The sequence below is a fragment of the Vibrio sp. 2092 genome (assembly GCF_033339635.1).
GTDB lineage: Bacteria > Pseudomonadota > Gammaproteobacteria > Enterobacterales > Vibrionaceae > Vibrio > Vibrio alginolyticus.
Genome location: NZ_JAWOUY010000004.1, coordinates 18,326 through 43,148 on the forward strand (window position 1 = coordinate 18,326; position 24,823 = coordinate 43,148).

Here is a 24,823-nt window from a genome sequence, read left to right on the forward strand (position 1 = left end):
TGGAATTTGGCATGCTAACGTTAAGCGAGATCGGTAGTGGGAAATTTGGGGGAATAGAACTGAGCAGTGAAGAGATTTACAAAGTAAGAACCGAAACGACGTGTTCATCGGTTATGGAAAACGGAGGAATGCTGAGCGAAGCAAGCTCGCCCAAAATACTGGGTTGGGAAGTGGTGCGATTGGTTCTGATGGTTAACGCGTCAATTGGATATCTATATCAAGAAAATGGCACCTAAGCCTAAGAACGCAAAGAAACCGACGACATCGGTAACGGTCGTCAATACTACCGAGCCAGCCACGGCGGGGTCAATGTTAAACTTCTTCAACGTGAATGGTATCAACGTACCCGATGCCGCGGCCGCCAAACTATTGAGGAAAATGGCACAGCAAATAATAAGTGCCAATGGCCAAGAGTCAAACACCATGTAAACGACACCCGCGATCACCAATCCCATAATTAAACCATTAATGGTGGCGATTTTTAATTCCTTATTCACCAATAGCTTCAAGTTACTTTGGTGCAAGTGGTTTAGTGCGATACCTCGAATGGCCACCGCTAAGGTTTGGCTACCCGCGATGCCGCCCATGCTCGCCACGACAGGCATTAAGATCGCAAGCGCAACGACTTGCTCGACCACATTATCAAAAATACCAATGATGGCAGAGGCAACAAAAGCGGTCAGCAAGTTAATCACCAGCCAAAGTGCTCTTAGCCTTGTCGCCACGCTTAATGGTGTGAACAAATCTTCTTCGCTTCGTACGTTTTCTGCCACTACAGCTTGTAGGCTGAGTTCGCGCAACGTAATCGCGATGGTCGCCATCGACAAGACGCCCATAATTTTGCCACCAGCCATGATAGGAAACCAATGTGCGCCACCATCAATCGAGACTTGTTTGCTGACACTTTGAATCGTTTGAATATCTTCTAGGATTGGCGTAACTACGGTCAAGTCGGTAAGTTTGATATGATTCTCGTGCAGCAACAGGGTTTGCGGCTCTATCGTACCAATCACACCACTTGCATCACGCACAATAATCAACCGCACTGGACTTTGCCCGCGTTTTAGCAGCTCGGTTTTGATGCCTCCTACGCTGTTTTTAGGGTTTGCGACCAGAAAGTGAGGCTCGGCATAACGTCCAACTTTGTTGTCTTCATACGACAATGCTTGTTGGATATGCGCGACAGACTCTTCACTTTGATCAATAAGGTATTCATCTACAAATTCGGTCGGTAGAAAGTCCGCAAATATGATCAGTTCTGAATCCGTTATGTACGCCAAGCGTTCATGTTGTAATTCTTTATTGAGTGATTGATGAATGTGCTTGGCGGTGTCGTATCGGAGCAAATTTAATACCGTCCAATACTTCTCAGGCGGCAATGCTTCTATGACACGTTTACGGTAAGCAATGTTGACCGATTCCAAAATGTTCGCAATCTGTGCTTCTTGATAGTCTTTCAAAAAGCTCAAGTCTTCGGTCGATTCTATCGCTTTAATGATCTCAGCAAGCAAATGTGGCACTTTGCGGTTAATTTGCAATTGGTTGGAATCTATCATTACTTTTACCTATAGCTTTCACTACCACATTCGCCGCATTGACGATATGTGCTATCCGAAGGCATGAATTCTTGATGTTAAAATTCTAGGCGATAGTTGACTTAATTGCGGAATTTATATTTCGCTCGCAGAAACAAAACGCCTCTGCATCAGTTCATGGTATAGACTTGAATGTGTGTCAGGCTCATTCGCCTTGTTTGATAATGGAGTAATCAATGGCACCTGTATTTTTTCTGACTCAGCAGGCCGCCTTACCAAGTCGTAAGGTGCTTCGTAAAGTGATTCAATTTTCGACAGCGTTGGCTCAGCCTATTGTGGTTTTAGTGGAAGACCATCGCCGAAGTGAAGATCACGCATTCGCTCATTTTCTCAGTTTCAACTCTGACCATATAGAAAAAAGACAAGCTGAGTTTGAAGCTTGGACCTTAAAGTTAAACGCATTAATTGTCGAACTTTGTGAAGAAGAAGAGCTTGAAACACCAACGCTCTCTTACGAGCATTTCAAAGGGAGCCATTGGGTTGAGCAAGTTGCGAAACGGCTTGTTGACCACACCGACTTACTGCTCGTGGGACACTTTAACAAACACGAGATTCAAACGATGCTCACAGAACTAGCACAACAAGATTGCGACTTGTTGCTACTGAGTGAGCGTTCATGGCCTTCTCACGCCAACATGCTTTGTGCAATCGACCCACTTCATCGAGGGGATGAAAAGTCGATAGTAGATAAAGCCATCGTCTCGCGAGGCTCAAAATTAGAACAAACCTTAAGCGGGAAAATGACGCTCGTTTACTGCCGATACGTCGCGCCATACCTCTCTCGCTATCGTGCAGAGATATTAAGCAACCAAAAAGCAGGCATTACGGACTTTATTACTGCGCAAAAGTTAACTCGAGTACCACTACTGCTGCCAGAAGGAAACCCTGAAACGGCGTTACCAAAAGCAGTTAAGCAATCACAAGCAGCGATTTTGATTATGGGTGCATGTAAACGAAGCATGTCATCCCAATTTTGGTCTGGCAGCACTGTAGACACGTTACTTGATCAACCACCTTGTGACCTACTGTTGGTCAACAGCTCCAAGGGCTGACTAGGTATTCTCTATTAACCTATCCTTTCAATACCAAGCGCAGTTATTGGCTCTTTACATCTTCTAACTGCGCGGCTTCATGCTCTGCGTTCAAGGCTTGTTTCTGCTGCTGTTTTATCTCATCCCAACTGCGTCCCGACTCAATCGCAGATACACGCTGATCGTATTTGTTGCAGGCTCTTTCGAGTACTTTCTCAGGATCTATCCCCTTTTCTCTTTCCAGCGCTTTTAATACGTTAAGATAGTTCCACAACACATCGCCTAACTCGTCTTCCAAATGACAAAGGCGATCCTCACGAATCTCTTCGCGGACTTCATCAACTTCTTTGCCAATGGCCTCCAGATAAGTCTCTACGCCTTTAAACCAAGTGTTGGTTTGGTCATATTGAGATTTTCTCGTCGCAATTGCGTACAACTCATCAAATTTCTTCATTATCTCTCCGTAGAACGAGTTTTTATTTACGCCTCTTTAGGACGAATAAACTTCCCTTTTGCCGTCACTCTAACTTCATTATTGACCAGCAATTGAGCCACCAATTGATATATACCGCGGCGTTCACCTTCACAGTGTGCAGTAATCGTGACGTGCTCATCTAACTCAATAGGTGCATGGTAGCGCACATCCAACTGCGCGGTAAGGGCTTGAATGTCTCTAAATAACAAACAGTGCGTCATTGCACCATCGAGCAGCGAACTCGCAATGCCACCATGCAACAGGTCGGTGTAACCCTGATGACGCGGTAAAACGTGAAACTCTCCGACAACAGAGCCATCGGCTAGGTATTGGTAGTTCACGGCCAAAGAGTTCGGATTCACATTAATTGAAGAACAAACCGCACATTGATGATGAGACTCGTGAGTGTAATGACAGTAGCTGTTTGTGGACATGATAGTTACTCGGTTTCTCAAAAGAGTAATTAGCATATGCCAATAATTAAAAAGAAACGGCGAGTAATCTTTGTTTGCATGTTGCAGGGCCAGCAACCTCGCTTTTCATAACACTAAATAATCATTTTAATAATTAACGATAATTTCCAGTTTATTTAGAGTGACGATATGGTTTGCATAGTGATTACGCAACGTTATGAAAAGGCGACTTATGAAGTTTCTCCACACGATGATCCGTGTAGCTGACCTAGACAAATCTATCGAATTTTATACAAAAGTTCTGGGAATGAGTGTTTTGGATCGTTTTGAAAACCAAGAATACCGTTACTCACTGGTGTTTGTTGGTAACCCTGATCAACCAGATGGCGCGACCATCGAGCTAACTTATAACTGGGATACCGACAGTTACGACTTGGGTAACGCATTCGGACACATGGCACTGGGGTCTGAAGATATTTACGCCGCTTGCGAAAAAATTAAAGCGCTTGGTGGCAACGTTACTCGCGAGCCAGGTCCAATGAAAGGCGGAGAAACTCACATCGCGTTCATTAAAGATCCCGATGGTTACCAAATCGAACTCATCCAAACTCAAAAATAACGAGGTTTCCTATGACAGACGCATTATTTCAACCCATTCAACTTGGCTCTCTCTCATTAAAAAACCGTATCGTTATGCCTCCGATGACGCGCTCTCGTGCTTCTCAACCAGGTAATATCGCTAACGACATGATGGCGACCTACTATGCTCAACGTGCTGAAGCGGGCCTAATCGTTGCTGAAGGCACACAAATTTCGCCAATGGGTCAAGGCTATGCATGGACACCAGGCATTTACAGCCCAGAGCAAATTGCTGGCTGGAAAAAAGTAACTGATGCAGTGCACGAGAAAGGCGGCGTTATCTTCGCGCAATTATGGCACGTTGGTCGTGTGACTCACCCTGATAACATTGGCGGTGAGCAACCTATTTCTTCTTCTGCGCTAAAAGCAGAAAACGTGAAAGTATTTGTCGATAACGGCACAGACGAACCGGGTTTTGTCGACGTGGTTGTGCCACGTGAAATGACCAAACAAGACATCAAGAACGTTATTGAAGAGTACCGCCAAGCCGCACTAAACGCGATGGAAGCCGGATTCGATGGTATCGAGCTTCATGCAGCGAATGGCTACTTGGTTAACCAGTTTATCGATTCTGAAGCGAATAACCGCACCGATGAATACGGTGGCTCTATTGAAAACCGTCTGCGTTTTCTTGGTGAAGTGATAGAAGCGATGACGCAAGCTATTGGCGCTGAGCGCGTTGGTGTTCGTCTTGCACCATTCACTTCGTTAAATGGCACCGTTGATAGTACGCCAGTCGAAACCTACACCGCCGCTGCAGCGCTGCTTGATAAACTCAATGTGGTTTACATTCACATTGCAGAAGTGGATTGGGACGACGCGCCAGACACTCCGCACAACTTTAAAACCGCAGTTCGTGAGGCGTACAAAGGTACACTGATTTATGCCGGTCGTTACAACGATGAAAAGGCGCAACACGCGATCGAAAGTGGTTTAGCTGACATGATTGGCTTTGGCCGTCCGTTTGTTGCAAACCCCGACTTACCAAGCCGCATCAAGCATGGCTATCCACTGGCAGAACATGACCCTGCCACATTGTTCGGCGGCGGTGAAAAAGGCTTAGTGGACTACCCTGCGTACCACGCGGGTTAATTCATCTACGTAAAGCTGATTCGCAACTCGCGACAAACCAATAGCGAAACCAAAAGAACCTTGCTCTTCCCCCTGTAACGCCAAGATGCAGGGTTCTTTTTAGGCAAGCCATCAGAATTAACGTCTTTGACAAGATGTACAACCTCGACACGCAGAGCGCGTCTTTTTACTGAGCAAACTGCGTTGTACTTTACAGTAAGCATTCTTTAAGGCACGACGACCTGAAAACCAATCATCCGGTTTAGTGAGGATTAAGTAGCCGTGAAACCTCTTAACCAACTCGGTTCGATTGTTTTCGATAAATCGGCTATCAAACTCGATGTCGAAGTAATTCAAAGCCTCTTCGATACAAGTAAAGCTGGCAATTTTTTCCTGAATCGTATTCTCTGTCATCGTTTCTTTAGCGTAATCATTTTCAATGGAGTCTAAGTGCCTCGCGCTTTACGTTCTTTGATTTAGCGCTTCTTAAGATCATTCTTTATGGGTTTTCCATATTGAAATTCAATTTGGGAATTCGTTAACCCACCTAGCATTTTCATTTTGACAATCACTTTAAGGCACTGATTTAAATAAACATTATTTCTGGTTCATATTTTGCTCTACTTCATTAAACGGAATGTTGGAGCAACACGATATGACTTACAGAGCAGAAGTAGACGGATTAAGGGCGATTGCTGTCACGTTGGTGATTTTGTTTCATGCAGGAGTTGAGCAATTCGCTGGTGGCTTTATTGGCGTCGACGTGTTCTTTGTGATCAGCGGCTATTTGATCACTATCATCGTGATTAACGACTTAGAAAACCAGAAGTTCAGCCTTGGTGATTTTTATGAGCGACGCATTCGTCGCATACTCCCCCTCTTACTGGTGGTGATCGCCGTCAGCTATTTGATGTCTTGGTGGCTATTTTTGCCGCAAGCACACAAAGACGTTGGTCAATTTGCAGTGTCTTCCATTCTTTCCGCATCCAACATTCTTCTGTATTTAAAAGGCCACAATTACTTCGGTTTAGAAGATCAAGCCAACCCGCTGTTCCACACATGGAGCTTGGGCGTTGAAGAACAGTACTACATTGTCACTCCTTTGCTACTCATGCTACTCGCTCGTGGTAAAAACGCGTTTTACCTGACTTTTTTTATCACGGTATTTGTGCTCAGTTTGATGACTATTGTCTACGCGAGCAACGACCCTGATTTCGCCTTCTACATGATCTTCTCTCGCGCTTGGGAACTGGCAAGCGGTTCATTACTCGCATTAGTGATGAGAAAAGTCCAAGTTCAATCTAACGATACTCTAGCAACCATTGGCATCGTTTTGATATTGGCTTCCGCGCTTTTGTTTGAAAAATCGCAAGATGGCGCGGGCATTACGCTGCTGGTGCCGGTCATCGGTAGCGCGTTGGTGATTTTGTTTGCCTCTAAAGACAATGTCTGCGGTAGATTACTGAGCCTAAAGTGGGTCGTGTTCGTCGGCTTAATCAGCTACAGCTTATACTTGTGGCACATTCCATTATTTGTCTTTTACCGCTACATGTTGGACACAACACAAGACGTCAATATCCCGCTTTACGTTATCGCTCTTTTTGTACTGTCTTACTTCACTTGGCGCTTTATTGAAAAGCCGTTCCGTAGCCGAAAAGCCATGAGCATGCGCACTGTGTCCGCGGTTATTGTGTTGTTGACGTTGCCCTTGCTAACGCTCGGCGTTATCGGTCATCAAAACGGTGGTTTTCCAGAAAGAAGCGCATTTTTCGAGGCCATGCGCGTTAACAACGGTTATGGTTTAGATTGCAACGGCAACACCAACGTTAACGATGTGTGCTCGTCTGCGCCGCAGCCCGCCATCGCTGTGTTAGGCAATAGTCACAGCATGGTTTACGTGAAGCGTCTATCTGAAGTAACACCAACTGGCGTGGTGCAACTTACTCAAGATTCCTGTGCGGTCGGTTATGTCGACACCATCAAAGGTGCTGGCTCAGTTCCTTGCCGACAGTTCTTCAATGAGGCTGTCGATACCATTCTAAGTACCCCTTCCATTCGTCGCGTTGTTATCTCTTCTAATTTCAATAAAGAGCTTTCACAAGCCGATTATGAAGCATCATTAACCAAATTATTGAATGAACTGAAAGGAAAGGAAGTGGTCGTTTTCGGTCCAACCCCTTCTGCACCGTTTGCGGTAGGAGAATGCCTTTGGAAAGCGCGTTTGTTTGGCGAGACAGAAGAGTCTGCCTGCGACTTTTCTCCCAAACAACATCACCCTCAAAACGTGGCGAAGTTAGTGAACTACTTTGAGCAATTTGAGCACGTTGAGTTTGTCGACTTGACCGATGCCATTTGCAGAAATGGCGTATGTCGAATGAGAGTTGGAGCAAACAATGCGATGTATACGGATGACAGCCATTTATCTTACAAAGGTGCTGAGTTGGTGCTTGGGCATTACCTCAACACTACAAATGAAGCGCAACAGTTCACTTACGACCGACAATAACCAAGGAAATAAACTTTTATGCTTCAGCGCTTATCTCAGGTAAGCGCTGAATGCTTTAAAGCAAGACAAAGCTAGGCGTCTATTTGAAAATGCGCGGATCAAACGCGAAATCGAGCTTTTCGGCTTTCTTGATGATCTCTTTCATTTTGGGATGATTTGGGTTCACCACGTAGTTTTTATCACGAGGTGAAATCGTTGAAGGCACTTGCAGCGCGGCAAACTCAGGATGAGGATCATTGAGAAACTGGTCACCAATGTACTGCGTAGACTCGCTCGCCGGTATTGCTCGCCACGTCACAGGGAGATCTTCTTCATCTAAGGTGGCGATGAGGTATTCTGGCATTTCAATACGATATAAATCGTAAAGTTTGGTGATAGCAGGATCGTTGTTTACGTGAACAAACACTTCCAACGAGCAAAGGGATTCCGATTCAGAGAAATAGAGGGCTTCGGTTCCTTTTGAGTTCCATCGCCCTCCAAATAACTTTGCGCCAACGGGGCTGAATGGCGTGTCAGCAAATTTCTTTTGTGTGAGACGATAGAGCTTCATATTACGAGAATACCCCGTGCTCTAAACGGCCGATCAAATCTTTTACGATTTCAAAATCCACCGTGGTCGAGACCATATCAAGTGGACGTTTTCCACCTAAGCCATACACATTCTCTCTCATCCATTTTAACGCGCGCTCTTCGTCGTCAAACAGTTCTGTCGCGAGTTTCAATAACATCGCTAATCGATAGATTGCATCACTTTCTTGCGTATTGAAGCGTTCATCGTTTTTTAGACGACGCTTGACCGTGCTGACAGGTATCAATGTGACGTTTTGAAACTCACTCTGAGAAAGCTTCACACGCTCAACAATATTGCGATACACCTTTGGCTCAAAGCCTTTGTGAACCGCATCAGTGCGACCTGTTTCAGCGTCTTCAATACCCAACATAAACCAGAAATTGGCTTTATGAGGTTGTTTCGGTTTGAAGCTTTTTAATGCTGCAGTTGCCATATCAAGCTCCTATGGTTCATATGGTCCAGTTATTATGGTTCAAATGAGCTTAACTTTCAATCAAAGTAAAAAGATAGGTAAAGAAAAAGGCGAGCTTTTCGCCCGCCTCTCTTACTTATTCATCAACCCATCTACCGACGGGCATCGTTTCACTTATTGCAAGTCAAAACGATCCGCGTTCATGACTTTCGTCCATGCGGCGATGAAGTCATGGATGAATTTTTCCTGATTATCATCTTGCGCATACACTTCCGCATACGAACGCAGGATCGAGTTTGAACCAAAGACAAGATCCACACGGGTTGCCGTCCACTTCACAGCGTCGGTTTTACGATCACGGATTTCATATTGATTAGCACTCACTGGTTTCCACGTATATGCCATGTCAGTAAGGTTCACGAAGAAATCATTCGACAAAGTGCCGACTCGGTCAGTAAATACGCCCTCTTTTCCACCGCCGTAGTTACTGCCTAGAACGCGCATACCACCAATAAGTACCGTCATTTCTGGCGCCGTTAATCCCATAAGCTGAGCACGATCTAATAAAAGCTCTTCTGGCTTAACCGCGTAGTCTTTCTTCAACCAATTTCGGAAACCGTCAGCAACAGGCTCAAGTACTTCGAATGATTCAACATCCGTCATCTCTTGGGTGGCATCACCTCGGCCTGGCGTGAATGGCACAGATACATCATGACCTGCGGCACGCGCAGCCAGTTCAATACCTACGTTACCAGCAAGCACGATAGCATCTGCAACACTACAGCCCTCTTCTGCTGCTATTTTTTCTAACACCGCAAGAACACGTCTTAGACGTTCAGGTTCGTTCCCTTGCCAATCTTTTTGCGGAGCCAAGCGAATTCTCGCGCCATTTGCACCGCCTCGGCGGTCAGAGCCACGGTAAGTACGCGCACTATCCCACGCCGTACTTACTAACTCACTAATGGATAGGCCACTTGCTTCGATTTTTGTTTTTACTAAATCAACATCGTAGTCTGTCTTACCTGCGGGCGTTGGGTCTTGCCAAATAAGATCTTCGCTTGGCACATCAGGGCCGAAATAACATGATTTTGGTCCTAGATCGCGGTGTGTCAACTTAAACCAGGCACGAGCAAAAACGTCATCAAAGTACGCAGGGTCATTTTGGAACTTTTCTGTAATCTTACGATATTCAGGGTCCATTTTGAGCGCCATATCGGCGTCGGTCATGATTGGATTGTAGCGCTTAGAACCGTCTTCAACATCGACAGGCTTGTCTTGTTCTTCAATGTCGATTGGCTCCCATTGCCATGCACCTGCTGGGCTCTTTTTCAGTTCCCAGTCATACTTAAATAGTAGGTGGAAGTATCCGTAATCCCATTGTGTAGGGTGTGTTGTCCAAGCACCTTCAATACCACTCGTTACCGTGTCACGGCCAATGCCACGTGTTTTGTGATTAATCCAGCCAAGACCTTGCTCATGAACGTCTGCTGCTTCGGGCTCTGGGCCAAGGTTTGCGGCATCACCATTACCATGACACTTACCCACCGTGTGACCACCAGCTGTGAGAGCGACGGTTTCTTCATCGTTCATAGCCATTCGCGCAAAGGTCACTCGCATGTCATGCGCTGTTTTGAGAGGATCTGGGTTACCGTCTACCCCTTCAGGGTTCACATAGATAAGACCCATCATTACCGCAGCAAGCGGGTTTTCTAAATCTCGCTCACCAGAGTAGCGGCTGTTATCAGCGTCACTTGTGGCTAACCATTCTTGCTCAGAGCCCCAGTAAGTGTCTTTTTCTGGGTGCCAGATGTCCTCTCGTCCAAACGCAAAGCCAAAGGTCTTAAAGCCCATGGATTCGTACGCCATGTTACCGGCAAGGACAATCAGGTCTGCCCAACTTAGTTTGTTGCCATATTTTTTCTTGATTGGCCATAAAAGGCGTCGAGCCTTATCCAGGTTGGCGTTATCTGGCCAAGAGTTGAGAGGAGCAAAGCGTTGGTTGCCTGTAGCAGCACCGCCACGGCCATCCGCAATACGATAACTGCCCGCTGCATGCCATGCCATTCGGATCATTAAACCACCGTAGTGTCCCCAGTCGGCAGGCCACCAGTCTTGGCTATCAGTCATTAAATCTTTTAAATCTTTTTTAAGTGCTTCGACATCTAACTTTTTCAGTTCTTCTTTGTAATTAAAGTCCTGGCCAAATGGGTTGGTTTTGGAGTCGTGTTGATGCAGGATGTCTAAGTTCAAGGCATTCGGCCACCAATCCATCACCGACTTATCTGTAGATGTTTGCCCACCATGCATAACTGGACATTTACCTACCGAACCGCCGTTTGCTTTGCTCATATAATGCTCCTTCGTGTCGTGGTTGTGGTAACCACTCTTTGTTATTCAATAAATCGAATATCCACCTCAAACAGCGTAGTTCATACACTGTTTTTTTAGTTAACGCCAAGTCAAAATTTCAAACATTTCAGCGAATAAATAATTGTTATCAAACATGTACCTATATGCAGAAAATATGGATAGAGATCAGTTTAAGTCCATACCTGAATACTTAATCCCAGACAGCCTCGCCATGTTGTGATCCCAGGTCGCTAAATCATGATGACTAAATTCATTCAGAGCGTGATGACCACACGCCCTCGCCATGACTTTCATGAGCTCGACCGAGGATTCGAAGAAATTTTTCAGTTGCTGGGATGACTTTCCAACGTCGAGACGCTGCCTCAAATCGGCATTTTGTGTCGCAATGCCTGCCGGGCAATTATTGGTGTTGCAGATGCGAGCCGCGACACAACCGATCGATTGCATCGCACTGTTTGCTATCGCTACTCCGTCTGCTCCAAGTGCCAACGCTTTGACAAAATCCGTAGGAACTCGCAACCCACCGGTGATGATTAATGTGACGCGGTCACTTACGCCTTTTTCATCTAAGTACTTACGTGCACGAGCTAATGCAGGGATGGTGGGAACACTAATATGATCACGGAACATAGTTGGCGCCGCACCCGTGCCACCACCGCGACCATCTAAGATGATATAATCAGCCCCAGCATCAAGCGCAAACTGAATGTCTTGCTCAATATGGTTGGCACTGAGTTTAAATCCAATTGGAATACCGCCTGTGATGCCACGAACTCTGTCAGCAAACTTTCTGAAATCGTGAGTAGTGTGAAGATCTTTGAACGTTGGTGGTGATATCGCTGGTTGTCCTTCGGGGATGCCTCTCACCTGAGAGATCTTACCTACATTTTTATTTGCAGGCAGATGACCACCCGTGCCCGTTTTTGCTCCTTGCCCACCTTTAAAGTGAAACGCCTGAACATTAAGAAGCTTAGATTCGTCGTAGCCAAATTGAGCACTAGCAAGCTCATAGAAATACCGTGAATTAGCGGCTTGTTCTTCCGGTAACATGCCACCCTCACCAGAGCAAATCCCAGTCCCTGCCAACTCTGCACCTTTTGCTAGTGCAATTTTCGCCTCTTCAGAAAGTGCGCCAAAACTCATGTCCGACACCAACAAAGGAATGGCGAGTCTGAGCGGCTTACGCGCGTTTGGTCCCACAATCAACTCGGTAGACACAGGAACGTCTTCCAACAACGGTTGTGTCGCCATTTGCGCCACCATAATTTGTATAGCATCCCAATGTGGTAGCAAATGCCTAGGAACCCCCATTGCAGCCATCGGACCATGATGACCGAGTTTAGAGAGTCCTTCTCTCGCTAATTGGTGGATAAACTCGAGGGTTGGTTCTTCTTGAGTAGCAGACGCCGTTGGTTTGTCTCTTTTCTCTCGCTTTTGTTCCGGTCCCTCTTTACCGACTTGCTCTGCGGTAAATCGCTTGTGTGTACCATCACAAAAAGGAGCATTGGCGGTATGCTTACATTGGCAGAGATAGGCATCTTCGTCTTTTTCCGCACTAAAGCTCATTGGCTTTAAGCCGGTTCCCGAATGAGACCCATCGCAGTAAGGTTGATTTTTAGAACGCCCACATCGGCAGAAGTAATATTCTTGCCCAGCTTTCAACTCTACTTTGATCGGCTTGTTATCAGCGATGATTGGCTTGCTCATGTTGCCCCCTATTTATTATTGTTAACCATGCTTTCTCGCTGGCTTGCAATAAGCGTAGAACAGGAGCGTAAAGAGCGTCAGTGTCGCCGAGTAAAATGCGCGATTGTCGCCCGACTAACCTATACTTTTTATGGGTCTCATACACGTGGAGGCTATATGGCGATTGCAACCCGATTAGATGAATATTTGACTGAGCATAACATTCACTTTCAAACCGTGAATCACAGCCACAGTCATAGCTCGCTACAAAGTGGTGTTGCAGCAGGTGTGCCTTTAATGAATATCGCAAAAGGTGTGATTCTTGAGGATCATGAAGGGCGTCATATGATGGCGGTCTTACCTGCCAACAACAAAATCAGTTTGTCGAGATTAAACGACGAATTTAATGCCACCTTCCACTTGGTGAAAGAGCGTATGGTTTACCGACTCTTCACCGATTGTGAACACGGCGCTATTCCACCGATTGGTAGCCCTTACCACATGTCGACAGTTTGCGATGAAAGACTAGCAAACTTGGAACATGTCTACCTTGAAGCTGGCGATCATGAAACTCTGATTAAGCTGGACCGAAAGGCGTTTAAAGAACTGATGAACGACTGTAGATATCTAAGATTCAGCAGTGAAGTTCTGCATTAAACTTGCCAAGATATTTCGACATTTCCTGAACAAGGCTCTTTCAACAAGAGCCTTTCTTTGTTTTGTTGGTAGCACGCGATGGAAGTTTCTCGGACTTTGGTGCCCAGCGTTTCAGAGCATATAGAAACAAAAAACCGCCTATTCGGGCGGTTTTTTATCAATCAAATCATAATTATTATCGAACAAAGATCTTTTGGATCGCTTTTATCGCCATAGCCCTACGGCGCATTAATACGCTCGTTCTTGGCAACCATTTCGGTGTGTGAAGAATGGTTTTCGCATGACTAAAAGTTCTGAATCCTTCCTCTCCGTGATAATGCCCAATACCCGATTCACCAACGCCACCAAAAGGCGCATCTTCAGCGCCAACATGTAAAACCGTATCATTAACGCCGACGCCACCACTGTGGGTGTTGCGTACAATATGTTTGATGGTCGATTTGTCGTCCGACATAACATACAGCGCAAGTGGTCTTTGGCGCTGATTAATGTAATCAATCGCTTCATCAACCGCATTGTAGGGCTTAACAGGTAGAAATGGCCCGAAGATCTCCTCTTGCATGATTCGCATATTCGGCGACACATCCGTGACCAAATGAGGATACAGAAGTCGTTCCTCTTGGGGCGACGCTTCAACAGTGTGAAGGTTAGCACCTTGCGCTTTTGCATCCTCAAGTAGCGCAGTCAAACGATCATATTGTCGTTGGTTGACAATATGGGTCAGCTTTTGATTCTTGTTGGATTTTAAATAGAGCTTTTCAAAACGTTTTAAGAATAGCGAAATGAACTCTTCGACACGTTCTTGCGGTACAAATGCGTAGTCAGGCGCGACACAAATCTGGCCTGCATTAATGCATTTACCAAACAAGATAGCATCAACGGCTTTCTTCATGTCTGCATCTTTTGCAATGATCACCGGGGACTTTCCACCCAACTCTAACGTCACCGGCGTAAGGTTTTCCGCTGCCGCTTTTGCCACTGCGCGACCAACACTCGTAGAACCCGTGAACAAAAGGTGATCGAATGGCAGTTGGCTGAATGCTTGTGCGACGTCTGCTTCACCCTCAAAAACTTCGACATACTCAGACAACCCACGGCAAATATCGATGATGACTTTATTGGTTTTTGGCGTAAATTCGCTGAGCTTCATCATCACGCGGTTGCCAGCAGCCAATGCTGTCACTAAAGGCGCAAGGCTCAAAATCACAGGAAAGTTCCACGGTGAAATGATCCCGACGACACCTAACGGTTGATACTGAACGGTGACTTTAGAAGGTGCGAGCAATAAGCCGGATTCGCGCTTGCTGGGTTTGCACCATTTTTTTAGTCGTTTGAGGGTATAATTAATATGCGAGACCGTTGGCAAAACGTCGGTCATAGCGGTATCAAATTCTGAGCGATAGCCAAAATCGTCACTTAACGCTTCAACCAGCGCTTGTTTGTTCTCAAGCAGCGATTTTTTTAACAAAACGAGGCGCTGTTTACGTTCATCCAAACTAGGATAAGGCTCGGCTGCATATGCCGCTTTTAAGCGTTCGAGGCTTTGCTGTAACAAGTTATCTACTTCAACCTCTGTGATTGCGTTCATGATGCTTCTCCTAGCCTAGTTTCTGCCAATGACGCCCCAAGTTAACACGAGCGCAACAATGTTACTATTGTAGCGCTCGTGAAGTTAGAGTTCGAACTCTGATTAAAATATTTCTGGGGTGGATACTACATCAAACGTAGTTCATAAATGCCTAGTCGTTGAGAGCGGTCAAGCATATCGAACTCATGATCAACGTATTCTTTTAATGTGGCGCCTGCACGCTCAGCAATATTGATGCTAGCGATGTTATCTTCCATACAATGGAACTGAATGAATTGTGCGTGCCCTTTCTGCTTCAAAAAAGGGATCAATACTGCGAGCACTTGGTCAATCACACGATGGCCTCGCCCATTGTTGGCAAGCCAGTAGCCAATTTCAGTAACACGCGTATGTGAATCCACACCTTTAATGCCAATAACACCCGTAAGCTGCTCATCAAAATAAATTGCACACCAGTGGGAATCCAGCGCGTTACTGTTCACTCGCTGGGAAATGTAGTTCACGGCCTCTCGATGATTCGTGACAGAATCCGTCCAAGGTAGATAGCCCTCAAGGCTCTCTCGGTGAGTGTTCACAACCTCTAGTAAAGCGGACGCGTGTTTCGTATTGAGGGGCTCAATTGAGATCCTTTGCGAGACGGAAAAACGCTTCTGTAAGTGATTTCCTTGATACGTCTCTTGGCATGTGACTTCATCCATAGATGTTATTCCTTTTTATTGTGAACGCTCAGCGCAAATCCTAACGCTTCATTTTATGAGAACAAACCTCTCTATAAAAACTAATCAAAGCCGTTGCCGTTCATTTAGCCCTTTTGATCGATCAGCGTAAATGGCGTTAGTGATGCCACATCTACATAATGCTTCCATACATGTTCATAGAGGTGATGCTGATTGGCAAACGGAGCCAGCTGCTTAGCTTCTTCAAGCGTACACCAGCGATACTCTGTATGCTCTTCGTTAAGAACAACTGATTGGTTAGGCGGACAAAATAGCACAAAACATGGGATAACCATGATACGGTTATTTTTTGCTTCGTAGAACTGCTCTAGAAAGTCTGCTGTATGTAACTCAACTTGGTCAATTAGTGTCTCTTCTTTTAACTCTCTTAAAATGGTTTGCCACCCGGCTTCACCCGCTTCGATACCACCTGCAACATGGCACCAATAGCCACCTTTTACGCGTTTGAGTAACAGCATTTTTTCTATGCCATCAATTTTTGAAATGACAACGCCTGAAACATGCGTTGCTTTTATCGGGATCATGTAAGCTCCTTAAATATCGAGTTTTTATTGTTACGCTGAGAGAGGCAGATTAATTGCTACGTATTCTACTGTTTATTCATCTTGTCGACAGAAGTGTTTGAGTTGAGAGGATTTAATCGCTAACTAAGTATGCTAAAGTGAGATCTGTCGCAACAAATGAGCAGTAAAATGTCCAATTCATTCAACACTATGATTCCCATCGGTGTGCGCTTTATGGTGCTTTCCGCGTTCGGCTTTGCTCTGATGTCGGCTACAGTAAAGCACGTCGGCAACTACGGTATCCCCGTTTTTGAAATCGTTGCAGCAAGAGCGCTCGTTTCACTTATCATTAGTTATTTCGATGTAAAGCGAAAACGAATTTCTGTATGGGGCAATAATAAGCCATTACTATTTGCACGCGGTGCTGTGGGCACGATGGCTCTGATGTGTGTATATTATTCAGTGACCACCTTACCTTTGGCAGAAGCGACGATATTCCAATATATTCATCCGGTATTTACTGCACTACTCGCCGTATTTTTCTTGAAAGAGCGCATCCAGCCGTCAACTTTCCTTTGTATTGCGTTGTGCTTACTCGGCATCTATATCATGGTAAGCCCAGAAACTGGGCAAGGCTCAGATAGCGCTTTACCAATGTTTAGCGTCATGATTGCGATCTTAGGCGCATTTGGTAGCTCAATTGCCTACGTCATTGTCAGAAAACTGAGTCAGACAGAAGACAGCTCAGTGATCATTTTCTATTTCCCGTTGGTTGCTCTCCCCGCTTCACTCTTACTGATTGGCGACGATTTTGTAATGCCCGATCTATATCTGACTTTCATGTTGGTTCTAGTTGGTGTCTTTACCCAAATAGGGCAATTGGGGTTAACCAAAGCGATGCAAACTCAACAAGCGGGTAAAGCCTCCGCTTATTCGTATATCCAGATCGTATTTTCTGTGTTGTTGGGCATCATTTTCTTTGGCGAGGTTCCGATCATTTGGACGTACGTCGGTGGCGGTCTGATTGTTACAGGCGCATTAATTAATGCGTTTGGTCATCACTTACGGTTACCTTTTATTAAGCGCAACGCTTGATATACCTCGCCAGAACCGTAAACACGACATTTAGAAAAACAGCCAGAGTGACTCTGGCTGTTTTGTGTTTAGCCTAACGTTAAGCTGATATTTTTAACCCTGCGATACCAGCGACAATCATTAGCAAGCTTAAGGCTTTGATAAGTGTTGCTGGCTCATTGAACAGATAAATACTCACGACTGCCGTGCCTATTGCGCCAATCCCTACCCATACACCATAAGCAATGCCTAAAGGCAAGGTTCTTAACGCAATGCCAAGCAACCAAAAGCTCAATAACATAAAGACAATAGTGAATGCCGAAGCACCGAATTTGGTAAACCCTTGTGAATATTTAAGACCGACAGCCCATGCGATTTCACACAAGCCCGCAATGAAGAGAATTCCCCAAGCCATGTCACATTTCCCAACGAGATGGGGTCGTCCCCGAGAAAAGATAGAGCGGTGAGGTCGTCCTCACTTCTGATTGACTGCTTATTATATACGGAAATCTAAACATAAAAAATAAAACACGGCGATAAGCATACAACTCAAACATCTCATGCACGCTTAAATTCTACGCTTTTCTTTTTAACGGTGGCGGACTCTCTATTTCGCATCAATAACGACACCGTTTTTTAACAATTTACATATAACCTTCTGGTGTTGAAAGTGTTGCATTTATTGCACAAATCACACAAAAACTAATTGAACATGTAAATATGAAAACGTTTGTGTGACTAATATCGCTTAAAACAATGACTGATGACTTTAATATTCAGCCGAATTAATTATAAGGTATGACGTACCCATGAAAGCAATCAAAACCTCTATCGCTGTCCTTGTTGGCGCCGCTCTACTATCTGGATGTAATGACGATACTGAATACGTCAATGTTCAGCCTAAAGAAGTAAAAATAGCGACTTACAACCTCTCTTTTGACCGCGCTACCTTCGAAACTTTGGTAGATGAAATGCAAATTGAACCAACGCAGCAAGCTGCGTTGGTCACCTCTTATTTAGACGGTTCAATCGCAGCCGAAGACAAAACCACTGCGGAAAAAGTCATTCAAATTCGTAACGTTGCAGCAATCATTCAAAAGAATCGTCCTGATGTTCTTATGATGGCGGAATACAACAACGAGGGAACAGGCGAAAACAAAGCAGCCATTGAAGGATTCCAGAAGAACTACTTGTCTGTCGCGCAAAGCATCAATGGCGCGGGCGGTGAAGCAAACCTTGAGCCTATTGAATACCCTTATGCTGAATCTTATTCAACCAATACAGGGTTGTTGAGTGAGTTTGATCTCGACAACAACGGAACCGCAGGTCAAATGCCAGGTGATGCATGGGGCTTTGGCATGTACCATGGTCAATATGCATTTGCCCTTATGTCTAAGTATAAAATTGACACGGCAAACACACGTACATTCCAAGCATTTAAATGGAAAGATATGGAAGGTGCGAAAATTCCAACCATTACTATCTGTGACGGTTCGCAAAAGATTCCAGACGGCATGAAGTGTGGTGATGAATGGTACTCAGCGGAAGAATGGGATCAAGTGCGTCTATCTTCGAAAAATCACGTCGACGCGCCAATCATCATTCCAACACGCAATGGCGAGGAAGTTGTACACTTGTTGATGTCTCATCCTACTCCACCAGTATTTGACACCGGTAAAAACAAAGCGCAAAACGCAGCAGAAGTGGAGTTTTGGCATCATTACATTCAAGGCAAAGACTATTTTTACGACGATGCGGGTAAAACAGGTGGCTTAACGAACGGCACTAAATTCGTAATGATGGGTGATCAAAATCTTGATCCAGTGGCTGGTGACGGTATTAGCTCTGTAATGCAAGAGCTGCACAACGATCCATTGGTTAATCAAACCGTGATGAATGGTGAGCTTTACCCAACAAGCTTTGGTGCAGCTGAACACGCTGTTGACCGCAGTTCAACTCACCCATATCCGAATCGCATCACTTCAACGTTTGGCTTAGGGGTAGACTATGCCTTGCCTTCAGCAAATTTGAATGTAATAGACTCTGGTGTGTACTGGTCAGCGTCTTATGAAGAAGGCCATAAACTATTTAACGATGCACGTATCGGTAAGTATGGCGATGGTAAGGATGTATCTTCCGACCATCGCATGATCTGGATTAAAGCACAGTTCTAGACCGCATAAAAAAAAGCCAACCACAAGGAGTCGTGATTGGCTGTATATATTTGTGAACAAGATGGTTCACTAACAACGTCAGTTGGCTAGGTGACCCTCGGCTTAGAAAGGGTCACTCATACTAAAGCATGAGGCGTGCCAACTTTTCAGTGCACAAAAACAGGTTGTTATTTAATCACTTTCATTAAAACTTAACCAATAGCTACTGTTTGCTCACAGAATAAATTGCAATTTGCAAACTACCATTGGCATTTCGCAATAAACCTGATCTTTAGCTCTTGCTTTTATTGCTTCCTAGCTAAGTCGCGTGCAAGGATTAACGCAAGTCCGAATACTTGCAAGAAGAGTCCGATATTCTTGTACCAAGCGATCTTTTCATCCTGCTTTGCCATTACCTCATTGAGCTCTACATTCTCAATGTAGTAATTATCGATGCGGTCTCTATACGAAGCTTGTGCCTGATTTATCTTTGACATTAGTTGAGGAAGTTGATCAATTTTTATTTCATCCGACTCGTTATGAACCCAAGAAGATAAATGCCCTGCTAATACCTCTTCTAGCTCTAAAGGTATCGCTACGCTCTGACTTATGTGCACATGCAGCAGTAAAGCTTCTCTTTTCCTTTCTAGGGTTTCCACACTGTTCCATGCGAGTTGGATGGAATACAAGTTTTTTGCTGTTTGCTCTGCGAGCTGCGATTGCTGTTTACCCAACTTATCAAGGACTAAGCTAGTAACGATGATCGCGCCAATATTCAGTACTAATCCAATCAGAACGAGTACCCAAGGTGGTGGAATGTAACGTCGCAGACTTACCATAACTTATCGTATGGCAGGTAAATCATATTTAACACAACCAATGAAAGTATCACCAGAAATGTCACCTGCATCCCTCTAATGCGCTTTTTCAAGTCTTTTTTCAATATGCCTTTAGCATGAATAACTCGACCAATTACAAAAATAATACCGGTGAGATGTATCCATGTTGGGTAAGCACTATTGAATTCTAAAAGTGCCATTAAAATCAGGGTGATGGGGATATATTCTGTCGCATTACTCTGGGCACTACGAGCAATTTGTAGTGCCTCTACCCCACCATCTGCATAAGCAATTTGATTTAAGCGACGTTGCTTAATTACTTGAACAGCCAACCAAATAATGAGTATTGCGAGAATGTTGGCATACAGAGCTGTGATCATATGTCGTCCTTCTTGATCTGGTTTTCACTTATATAAGCGTGTCACTTGGCTATAACTATAGCGGTATCATTATGATAATGCGTCAAATAATCTCAAGTTATGATTTCTACTCGGAAAAAAACGAAAGCCAATGCTTCATGACATTAAAAATGCCCTCGAATGGAGGGCATAAGAATAAAGAAGCTAATATGTGAGAATATTGAAACCACTATAAGGGGTGTTTGACCAGCTTTTTGCGCCGATGCCCTTTGATAATACTTTCAAAAATTGTGAACAACAGCCCTGCCCAAATAAATGCAAAGGTCACCGCTTTCACTTCGTCAAACAACTCGCCAAAAAACATAACTGCCAACACAAACTGCAAGCTTGGCTCGATGTATTGCATTAGACCGACGGTTGATAAATTAGTTATACGTATTGCGATAGAATAAAATACAAGTGGTAAAAGTGTGATAGGTGCACTGCCAAAATACAAAAGCAATGTTTTGGTATCTGTGCCCGAAGCCAGTTCACCAGTTGCCCATTGTTTATAGAGCAAATATGCGAGTGCAACTGGAGTCAGTAACAACGCCTCAACAAACAAGGTTGTACTCCAGTCATAATTTATCTTCTTCTTGTAAAGCCCATACAAAGCAAAGAACAACCCCATCGTTAGTGCGATAACGGGCAGCTGACCATAGTGAATCACTTGATACATAACACCAATTGTTGCCAGCACGATTGCAATAAGTTTGCCTTTTGAGAGCTTATCCCCAAGAATAAATACGCCTAGTGCAACAGATACTAATGGCCCAATAAAGAAGCCTAAGCTGGCATCAATGACCCGATGATGGGTCAAAGCCCAAGTGAACGCACTCCAAGAAATACACATCAAACTGCTCGCCACAAACGTGTACCACAAGGATTTTTTATCAAGCCAGATTTCTTTCCAATTCAACCCTCGACGGGTTATCCCAAGTACAATTAGAAACCCGACAGGTACAGACCCAATGATTCGCCATGCTAGCAACTCATCCATAGAAGCATTTGGTAAATAACGATAATAAATTGGTAGCAATCCCCAGATCACAAAGGAGAATGCTGCCATAAAAGTGCCATAACGAGTGTTATTCATAAAACTATCGCCCATCTAAACGACCAAATTTGGCGTAAGTAAACAAGTCCGCCATACATAAAAAGGAATGCAATCCCGCAGTGACTTTATGATGCAGATGGCATTATTGGCTCAACGCTTGTACGACGGCGGTAAAGCCACTCACAAAACACAACATAAGTGCCCCAAACCGAATCTTTTCTTTTGGTAACGACTGGGTAGTTTTCATTGCTAGCCAGTAACCAAGCGCCGCAGCAGGTAATAGAGGAATAGTAATGACCAAATGATGCAATGTGAAGAAGCCCACTGGGATTTGTACTATTAGTGAAATAATCGAACTGAAAACAAAAAAAGCCGATAAGTTGCCGCGTAACTGATTTGCTTCTTGATGCTGCAACAATAACGCCATCGGAGGGCCTCCAATCGCAGAACTGGTACCAAACAACCCAGAAAAGAAACCAGCACATGTCATACGCGAAGGCGTAGGCTCAACCCGAAACGGTAAAACACTCACCACGACTGCAAACAGCACCAACAAACCAATCCAAAGCGTGAGAGTTTGTGTAGATACAAAAAAGAGTAGCAAGCCACCAGCAATTGATCCCGGCACTCGCCCAATCAACGCCATCTTTAAGCCGCCGATTTCAACACTACTGCGGTGCTTCATCGCATTCATCAACGAAATAAATAACGCGACTAAACAGATTGGCGCAGGAACATATTCTGGCGCCCAAAGAATCAGTAAAGGTGCGGCAACAATAGCCAAGCCAAAACCGATTGCGGTCTGGACATAAGAGCCAAGAAATATCAAACCTATTGCAAGGAAGTTTATCGAATCGAATTCCATTTAGATTATTCTTATATTTGAAAAATAAACACAAAACCAAAGCACATTCGCATGATGAATACCTCAGGCATACTGCGATATGAATTCCGCGTAGCATTCATCAAAGTGAATAAAAAGACAATCCATTTGTGCGGTTCGCCCTCATTTGCATTTTGTATTTCATTCCGCTGATGTACATGTTTGCTTACATCGAAGAGGATTCATGCTCGCCTGTTCACGCAGCATTTCTTCAGCGGAATTAATGACCTCTTAAAATCTAGCAGAATTAGACCCGTGAATTCTCCATTGCATTTAATGGATTCAGTCAATTAGTGCGGCGTCGGTATAGCACTTTACAACTCACCTCTTTATACTACTGATCGATTTATCATTACCGTACTTATTTACACAATAAACAAGTGTACGGTCAGTGTTTTTCTACCTTTAACTTGCTGTGAAAATAATATGAAAAAACAAACGGGATTTACTCTAATAGAGTTAGTCGTAGTTATTGTCGTGCTCGGTATTCTTGCTGTCACTGCCGCGCCACGCTTTTTAAACCTTCAAAGCGATGCACGTGAAGCACGTTTGGAAGGAATGAAAGGCGCTATTGCGTCAGCATTAGGCGTGGGTTATGGGAAAATGGCGATTGCGGGATTGGAAAGCAAGCCTTACGTTTCAAACTTCGTAGACAGTGCTTTAATGGCAGATTTACCATTTGACGGCTGTAATATTGGTGGTTCAAAGCGCTGTGTTTTTTTATATGGATATCCTGATTCTGATAGCGAATCGATGAAGTTACTCGTGCAAGGACTGAACGAAGAAGACTCGGATTGGAAAACATTTCATCACCCGGCTGGTTCAACAACTCGCGAAATGGTCATTGCTGCAGCCGACGAAAAAAGAGCTAGCCTTACACAATGCGGAATTTTATATGGGCCACCGCAGACTCCAAACGAGAGTTACACCTTAGAGATTCTTCCCTGCCCTCAATAAAAATAAGGCTGCCAATCGGCAGCCTTATTTGTTTCATCTGATCGGTTTTTTACGCAAAGTTAAACACGTATTTATCCATCATATTCACCATGCGGCCAATCTCTGGCTTGGTAATCGTATCATTTGCGCCAAGAGATAGTGCTTTCGCTCGGTTATCCTCACTCATCAATGACGAGAACATAATGATCGGCATTTCATAAAACGCTTCGGTATCTCGTAGTCTCTTCACTAAGTGCATACCATCCATTCGAGGCATTTCTACGTCCGTAACCACCGCATCTAATAGCTCTTTAACTGGCAAGTTTTCTTCTTTCGCGACCTCGATCAAGCTCATCAACTTCTCATGCGCCTCACCACCGTCTTTACATGTGATCACATTGTAACCTGAAGAAGCTAATGTATCTTGGATCAAAGAGCGAATAAATGCTGAGTCATCCACCACCATGATCGTTTTAGCATTACGCTTACCGACCATTCTCTGGTTGAGATCCACCGACTTGTCCCCTTTCACATCGTATTTTTCCATACTCAGTTCTGGGTTGATGTCTGCGATGATTTTTTCAAAGTCGAGAATCATGATCAGGTTGCCTTCTTTACGGACAACGGCTACTACACAATCTTGTTCGCCCGCTTCCAAAAACTGACTTGGTGATTCCACATCATTCCAAGAGATACGATGAATACGCGAAATGCTGTCAATTAAGAAGCCATTGGTCATTTTGTTGAAATCCGTAACGATTACAAACTTGCGCTCCAGATCTTGTCGTGTTGGCACACCTAACCAACCAGCTAAATCCACTAAAGGCGTCAGTACATCTCTGGATGAGAACACACCAATCATATGCGGTTGTGCGTTTGGATAATCGGTTGTTTCTGGCACGCGAATCACTTCTCGTACTTTCGCAACGTTAATGCCGTAATAACAAGTTTTTGTGCTGCCATCTGGCAATGTTTTTTCTAAATGAAACTCGATGATTTCAAGCTCATTGGTACCACTTTCTGTCAAAATGGTGCTGGTTACGTTACTCATAAAGCCAATTATCCAACCAAAAATACGCATCAGAAAAGTTTGATGCAAACGCCATGAGAAGCCGTTCTCTGGCTAAAAATCCAAAAGTCCTTTTTAGTCGTTACAACAAAATTTGTAAACCATCAAAAGGACGGCTAACGCACATTTCCATACCAAACCATGTAAAATTGTCTCATTT

General features: G+C 44.4%; 26 protein-coding genes. 9 read left to right on the forward strand and 17 right to left on the reverse strand.

Features of this window, described 5'->3' with window-relative positions; genetic code table 11:
• Positions 1-11: 11 nt before the first annotated feature.
• Positions 12-236 (forward strand): hypothetical protein, encoded by a 225-nt coding sequence (locus R7P80_RS08825; RefSeq protein WP_225491591.1) that lies wholly within the window; start codon positions 12-14, stop codon positions 234-236.
• Here the strand turns inward: R7P80_RS08825 and R7P80_RS08830 are convergent.
• Positions 213-1,556 (reverse strand): magnesium transporter, encoded by a 1,344-nt coding sequence (locus R7P80_RS08830; RefSeq protein WP_225491590.1) that lies wholly within the window; start codon positions 1,554-1,556, stop codon positions 213-215. The genes R7P80_RS08825 and R7P80_RS08830 overlap by 24 nt on opposite strands.
• Positions 1,557-1,771: 215 nt before the next feature.
• Between R7P80_RS08830 and R7P80_RS08835 the strand changes: the two genes are divergently transcribed.
• Entirely contained in the window at positions 1,772-2,647 is an 876-nt protein-coding gene (locus R7P80_RS08835; RefSeq protein ID WP_225491589.1) for a universal stress protein, read from the forward strand.
• 43 nt (positions 2,648-2,690) lie between these two features.
• On the opposite strand, the gene R7P80_RS08840 is transcribed toward R7P80_RS08835, so the two are convergent.
• Together R7P80_RS08840 and R7P80_RS08845 are read right to left on the reverse strand one after the other, a co-directional pair.
• Entirely contained in the window at positions 2,691-3,080 is a 390-nt protein-coding gene (locus R7P80_RS08840) for a MazG nucleotide pyrophosphohydrolase domain-containing protein (RefSeq protein WP_005376487.1), read from the reverse strand.
• 26 nt (positions 3,081-3,106) lie between these two features.
• Positions 3,107-3,535 (reverse strand): PaaI family thioesterase, encoded by a 429-nt coding sequence (locus R7P80_RS08845; RefSeq protein WP_225491588.1) that lies wholly within the window; start codon positions 3,533-3,535, stop codon positions 3,107-3,109.
• 211 nt (positions 3,536-3,746) lie between these two features.
• Here R7P80_RS08845 and gloA point away from each other — a divergent pair, with 211 nt between their 5' ends.
• Together gloA and R7P80_RS08855 are read left to right on the forward strand one after the other, a co-directional pair.
• Positions 3,747-4,133: a lactoylglutathione lyase gene (gene gloA, locus R7P80_RS08850; RefSeq protein WP_005376490.1), complete on the forward strand. Its 387-nt coding sequence runs from the start codon at positions 3,747-3,749 to the stop codon at positions 4,131-4,133.
• Between the two features lie 11 nt (positions 4,134-4,144).
• Positions 4,145-5,245 (forward strand): alkene reductase, encoded by a 1,101-nt coding sequence (locus R7P80_RS08855; RefSeq protein WP_225491587.1) that lies wholly within the window; start codon positions 4,145-4,147, stop codon positions 5,243-5,245.
• Between the two features lie 117 nt (positions 5,246-5,362).
• On the opposite strand, the gene R7P80_RS08860 is transcribed toward R7P80_RS08855, so the two are convergent.
• The gene (locus R7P80_RS08860) at positions 5,363-5,638 is read right to left on the reverse strand and encodes a nitrogenase-stabilizing/protective protein NifW (protein WP_033906505.1); all 276 of its coding nucleotides are present in this window, start codon (positions 5,636-5,638) and stop codon (positions 5,363-5,365) included.
• Positions 5,639-5,879: 241 nt separating this feature from the next.
• Between R7P80_RS08860 and R7P80_RS08865 the strand changes: the two genes are divergently transcribed.
• Positions 5,880-7,730 (forward strand): acyltransferase family protein, encoded by a 1,851-nt coding sequence (locus R7P80_RS08865; RefSeq protein WP_225491586.1) that lies wholly within the window; start codon positions 5,880-5,882, stop codon positions 7,728-7,730.
• A 79-nt stretch (positions 7,731-7,809) separates the two neighbouring features.
• Here the strand turns inward: R7P80_RS08865 and R7P80_RS08870 are convergent, their stop codons facing one another.
• From R7P80_RS08870 to R7P80_RS08885, 4 genes are all read right to left on the reverse strand, one after another.
• On the reverse strand, positions 7,810-8,280 hold the full coding sequence (locus tag R7P80_RS08870; protein ID WP_005376497.1) for an RES family NAD+ phosphorylase: 471 nt from the start codon (positions 8,278-8,280) through the stop codon (positions 7,810-7,812).
• Between the two features lies 1 nt (position 8,281).
• Entirely contained in the window at positions 8,282-8,734 is a 453-nt protein-coding gene (locus tag R7P80_RS08875) for an antitoxin Xre/MbcA/ParS toxin-binding domain-containing protein (RefSeq protein WP_005376498.1), read from the reverse strand.
• Positions 8,735-8,887: 153 nt separating this feature from the next.
• A complete protein-coding gene (gene katG / locus R7P80_RS08880) occupies positions 8,888-11,062 on the reverse strand; it encodes a catalase/peroxidase HPI (RefSeq protein WP_225491585.1) in 2,175 nt (724 codons plus the stop codon).
• A 186-nt stretch (positions 11,063-11,248) separates the two neighbouring features.
• A complete protein-coding gene (locus tag R7P80_RS08885; RefSeq protein WP_225491584.1) occupies positions 11,249-12,790 on the reverse strand; it encodes a glutamate synthase-related protein in 1,542 nt (513 codons plus the stop codon).
• A 156-nt stretch (positions 12,791-12,946) separates the two neighbouring features.
• On the opposite strand from R7P80_RS08885, the gene R7P80_RS08890 reads away from it, so the two are divergent.
• Complete coding sequence (locus R7P80_RS08890) at positions 12,947-13,426, forward strand: aminoacyl-tRNA deacylase (RefSeq protein ID WP_054577838.1); 480 nt, start codon at positions 12,947-12,949, stop codon at positions 13,424-13,426.
• A gap of 175 nt (positions 13,427-13,601) precedes the next feature.
• On the opposite strand, the gene R7P80_RS08895 is transcribed toward R7P80_RS08890, so the two are convergent.
• The 3 genes from R7P80_RS08895 to R7P80_RS08905 form a co-directional block, all read right to left on the reverse strand.
• Positions 13,602-15,014 (reverse strand): coniferyl aldehyde dehydrogenase, encoded by a 1,413-nt coding sequence (locus R7P80_RS08895; protein WP_054577837.1) that lies wholly within the window; start codon positions 15,012-15,014, stop codon positions 13,602-13,604.
• A 125-nt stretch (positions 15,015-15,139) separates the two neighbouring features.
• Positions 15,140-15,712 carry a GNAT family N-acetyltransferase gene (locus tag R7P80_RS08900; RefSeq protein WP_054574614.1) on the reverse strand — a complete coding sequence of 191 codons (573 nt, stop codon included), beginning with the start codon at positions 15,710-15,712 and terminating at the stop codon, positions 15,140-15,142.
• 104 nt (positions 15,713-15,816) lie between these two features.
• On the reverse strand, positions 15,817-16,275 hold the full coding sequence (locus R7P80_RS08905) for an NUDIX hydrolase (protein ID WP_005376504.1): 459 nt from the start codon (positions 16,273-16,275) through the stop codon (positions 15,817-15,819).
• Positions 16,276-16,443: 168 nt separating this feature from the next.
• On the opposite strand from R7P80_RS08905, the gene R7P80_RS08910 reads away from it, so the two are divergent.
• Positions 16,444-17,349: a DMT family transporter gene (locus R7P80_RS08910; protein ID WP_005376505.1), complete on the forward strand. Its 906-nt coding sequence runs from the start codon at positions 16,444-16,446 to the stop codon at positions 17,347-17,349.
• A gap of 79 nt (positions 17,350-17,428) precedes the next feature.
• On the opposite strand, the gene R7P80_RS08915 is transcribed toward R7P80_RS08910, so the two are convergent.
• Positions 17,429-17,743: a DMT family transporter gene (locus R7P80_RS08915; protein ID WP_005376506.1), complete on the reverse strand. Its 315-nt coding sequence runs from the start codon at positions 17,741-17,743 to the stop codon at positions 17,429-17,431.
• 394 nt (positions 17,744-18,137) lie between these two features.
• Here R7P80_RS08915 and R7P80_RS08920 point away from each other — a divergent pair, with 394 nt between their 5' ends.
• Positions 18,138-19,502 (forward strand): endonuclease/exonuclease/phosphatase family protein, encoded by a 1,365-nt coding sequence (locus R7P80_RS08920; protein ID WP_170890128.1) that lies wholly within the window; start codon positions 18,138-18,140, stop codon positions 19,500-19,502.
• Positions 19,503-19,786: 284 nt separating this feature from the next.
• Here R7P80_RS08920 and R7P80_RS08925 read toward each other — a convergent pair whose 3' ends face one another.
• The 4 genes from R7P80_RS08925 to R7P80_RS08940 all read right to left on the reverse strand — a co-directional run bounded on the left by R7P80_RS08925 (position 19,787) and on the right by R7P80_RS08940 (position 22,640).
• On the reverse strand, positions 19,787-20,320 hold the full coding sequence (locus tag R7P80_RS08925) for a DNA mismatch repair protein (RefSeq protein WP_158173471.1): 534 nt from the start codon (positions 20,318-20,320) through the stop codon (positions 19,787-19,789).
• Positions 20,314-20,700, reverse strand: coding sequence for an MAPEG family protein (locus tag R7P80_RS08930; protein WP_005376510.1), 387 nt, complete (start codon positions 20,698-20,700; stop codon positions 20,314-20,316). Before R7P80_RS08930 ends, R7P80_RS08925 begins: the two co-directional genes overlap by 7 nt.
• 208 nt (positions 20,701-20,908) lie before the next feature.
• A complete protein-coding gene (gene rarD, locus R7P80_RS08935) occupies positions 20,909-21,814 on the reverse strand; it encodes an EamA family transporter RarD (RefSeq protein ID WP_170890129.1) in 906 nt (301 codons plus the stop codon).
• Positions 21,815-21,917: 103 nt separating this feature from the next.
• On the reverse strand, positions 21,918-22,640 hold the full coding sequence (locus R7P80_RS08940) for a sulfite exporter TauE/SafE family protein (RefSeq protein ID WP_042520743.1): 723 nt from the start codon (positions 22,638-22,640) through the stop codon (positions 21,918-21,920).
• Positions 22,641-23,084: 444 nt separating this feature from the next.
• On the opposite strand from R7P80_RS08940, the gene R7P80_RS08945 reads away from it, so the two are divergent.
• Positions 23,085-23,615 carry a prepilin-type N-terminal cleavage/methylation domain-containing protein gene (locus R7P80_RS08945; protein ID WP_042520741.1) on the forward strand — a complete coding sequence of 177 codons (531 nt, stop codon included), beginning with the start codon at positions 23,085-23,087 and terminating at the stop codon, positions 23,613-23,615.
• Between the two features lie 49 nt (positions 23,616-23,664).
• Here R7P80_RS08945 and R7P80_RS08950 read toward each other — a convergent pair whose 3' ends face one another.
• The gene (locus tag R7P80_RS08950; RefSeq protein ID WP_025767840.1) at positions 23,665-24,645 is read right to left on the reverse strand and encodes a chemotaxis protein; all 981 of its coding nucleotides are present in this window, start codon (positions 24,643-24,645) and stop codon (positions 23,665-23,667) included.
• Positions 24,646-24,823 lie beyond the last annotated feature (178 nt).

Excerpts from the sequence above, each read along its gene's own strand:
- R7P80_RS08825 (WP_225491591.1), top strand. The coding sequence starts at position 12 with ATGCTAACGTTAAGCGAGATCGGTAGTGGGAAATTTGGGGGAATAGAA.
- R7P80_RS08830 (WP_225491590.1), bottom strand. The coding sequence starts at position 1,556 with ATGATAGATTCCAACCAATTGCAAATTAACCGCAAAGTGCCACATTTG.
- R7P80_RS08835 (WP_225491589.1), top strand. The coding sequence starts at position 1,772 with ATGGCACCTGTATTTTTTCTGACTCAGCAGGCCGCCTTACCAAGTCGT.
- R7P80_RS08840 (WP_005376487.1), bottom strand. The coding sequence starts at position 3,080 with ATGAAGAAATTTGATGAGTTGTACGCAATTGCGACGAGAAAATCTCAA.
- R7P80_RS08845 (WP_225491588.1), bottom strand. The coding sequence starts at position 3,535 with ATGTCCACAAACAGCTACTGTCATTACACTCACGAGTCTCATCATCAA.
- gloA (WP_005376490.1), top strand. The coding sequence starts at position 3,747 with ATGAAGTTTCTCCACACGATGATCCGTGTAGCTGACCTAGACAAATCT.
- R7P80_RS08855 (WP_225491587.1), top strand. The coding sequence starts at position 4,145 with ATGACAGACGCATTATTTCAACCCATTCAACTTGGCTCTCTCTCATTA.
- R7P80_RS08860 (WP_033906505.1), bottom strand. The coding sequence starts at position 5,638 with ATGACAGAGAATACGATTCAGGAAAAAATTGCCAGCTTTACTTGTATC.
- R7P80_RS08865 (WP_225491586.1), top strand. The coding sequence starts at position 5,880 with ATGACTTACAGAGCAGAAGTAGACGGATTAAGGGCGATTGCTGTCACG.
- R7P80_RS08870 (WP_005376497.1), bottom strand. The coding sequence starts at position 8,280 with ATGAAGCTCTATCGTCTCACACAAAAGAAATTTGCTGACACGCCATTC.
- R7P80_RS08875 (WP_005376498.1), bottom strand. The coding sequence starts at position 8,734 with ATGGCAACTGCAGCATTAAAAAGCTTCAAACCGAAACAACCTCATAAA.
- katG (WP_225491585.1), bottom strand. The coding sequence starts at position 11,062 with ATGAGCAAAGCAAACGGCGGTTCGGTAGGTAAATGTCCAGTTATGCAT.
- R7P80_RS08885 (WP_225491584.1), bottom strand. The coding sequence starts at position 12,790 with ATGAGCAAGCCAATCATCGCTGATAACAAGCCGATCAAAGTAGAGTTG.
- R7P80_RS08890 (WP_054577838.1), top strand. The coding sequence starts at position 12,947 with ATGGCGATTGCAACCCGATTAGATGAATATTTGACTGAGCATAACATT.
- R7P80_RS08895 (WP_054577837.1), bottom strand. The coding sequence starts at position 15,014 with ATGAACGCAATCACAGAGGTTGAAGTAGATAACTTGTTACAGCAAAGC.
- R7P80_RS08900 (WP_054574614.1), bottom strand. The coding sequence starts at position 15,712 with ATGGATGAAGTCACATGCCAAGAGACGTATCAAGGAAATCACTTACAG.
- R7P80_RS08905 (WP_005376504.1), bottom strand. The coding sequence starts at position 16,275 with ATGATCCCGATAAAAGCAACGCATGTTTCAGGCGTTGTCATTTCAAAA.
- R7P80_RS08910 (WP_005376505.1), top strand. The coding sequence starts at position 16,444 with ATGTCCAATTCATTCAACACTATGATTCCCATCGGTGTGCGCTTTATG.
- R7P80_RS08915 (WP_005376506.1), bottom strand. The coding sequence starts at position 17,743 with ATGGCTTGGGGAATTCTCTTCATTGCGGGCTTGTGTGAAATCGCATGG.
- R7P80_RS08920 (WP_170890128.1), top strand. The coding sequence starts at position 18,138 with ATGAAAGCAATCAAAACCTCTATCGCTGTCCTTGTTGGCGCCGCTCTA.
- R7P80_RS08925 (WP_158173471.1), bottom strand. The coding sequence starts at position 20,320 with ATGGTAAGTCTGCGACGTTACATTCCACCACCTTGGGTACTCGTTCTG.
- R7P80_RS08930 (WP_005376510.1), bottom strand. The coding sequence starts at position 20,700 with ATGATCACAGCTCTGTATGCCAACATTCTCGCAATACTCATTATTTGG.
- rarD (WP_170890129.1), bottom strand. The coding sequence starts at position 21,814 with ATGAATAACACTCGTTATGGCACTTTTATGGCAGCATTCTCCTTTGTG.
- R7P80_RS08940 (WP_042520743.1), bottom strand. The coding sequence starts at position 22,640 with ATGGAATTCGATTCGATAAACTTCCTTGCAATAGGTTTGATATTTCTT.
- R7P80_RS08945 (WP_042520741.1), top strand. The coding sequence starts at position 23,085 with ATGAAAAAACAAACGGGATTTACTCTAATAGAGTTAGTCGTAGTTATT.
- R7P80_RS08950 (WP_025767840.1), bottom strand. The coding sequence starts at position 24,645 with ATGAGTAACGTAACCAGCACCATTTTGACAGAAAGTGGTACCAATGAG.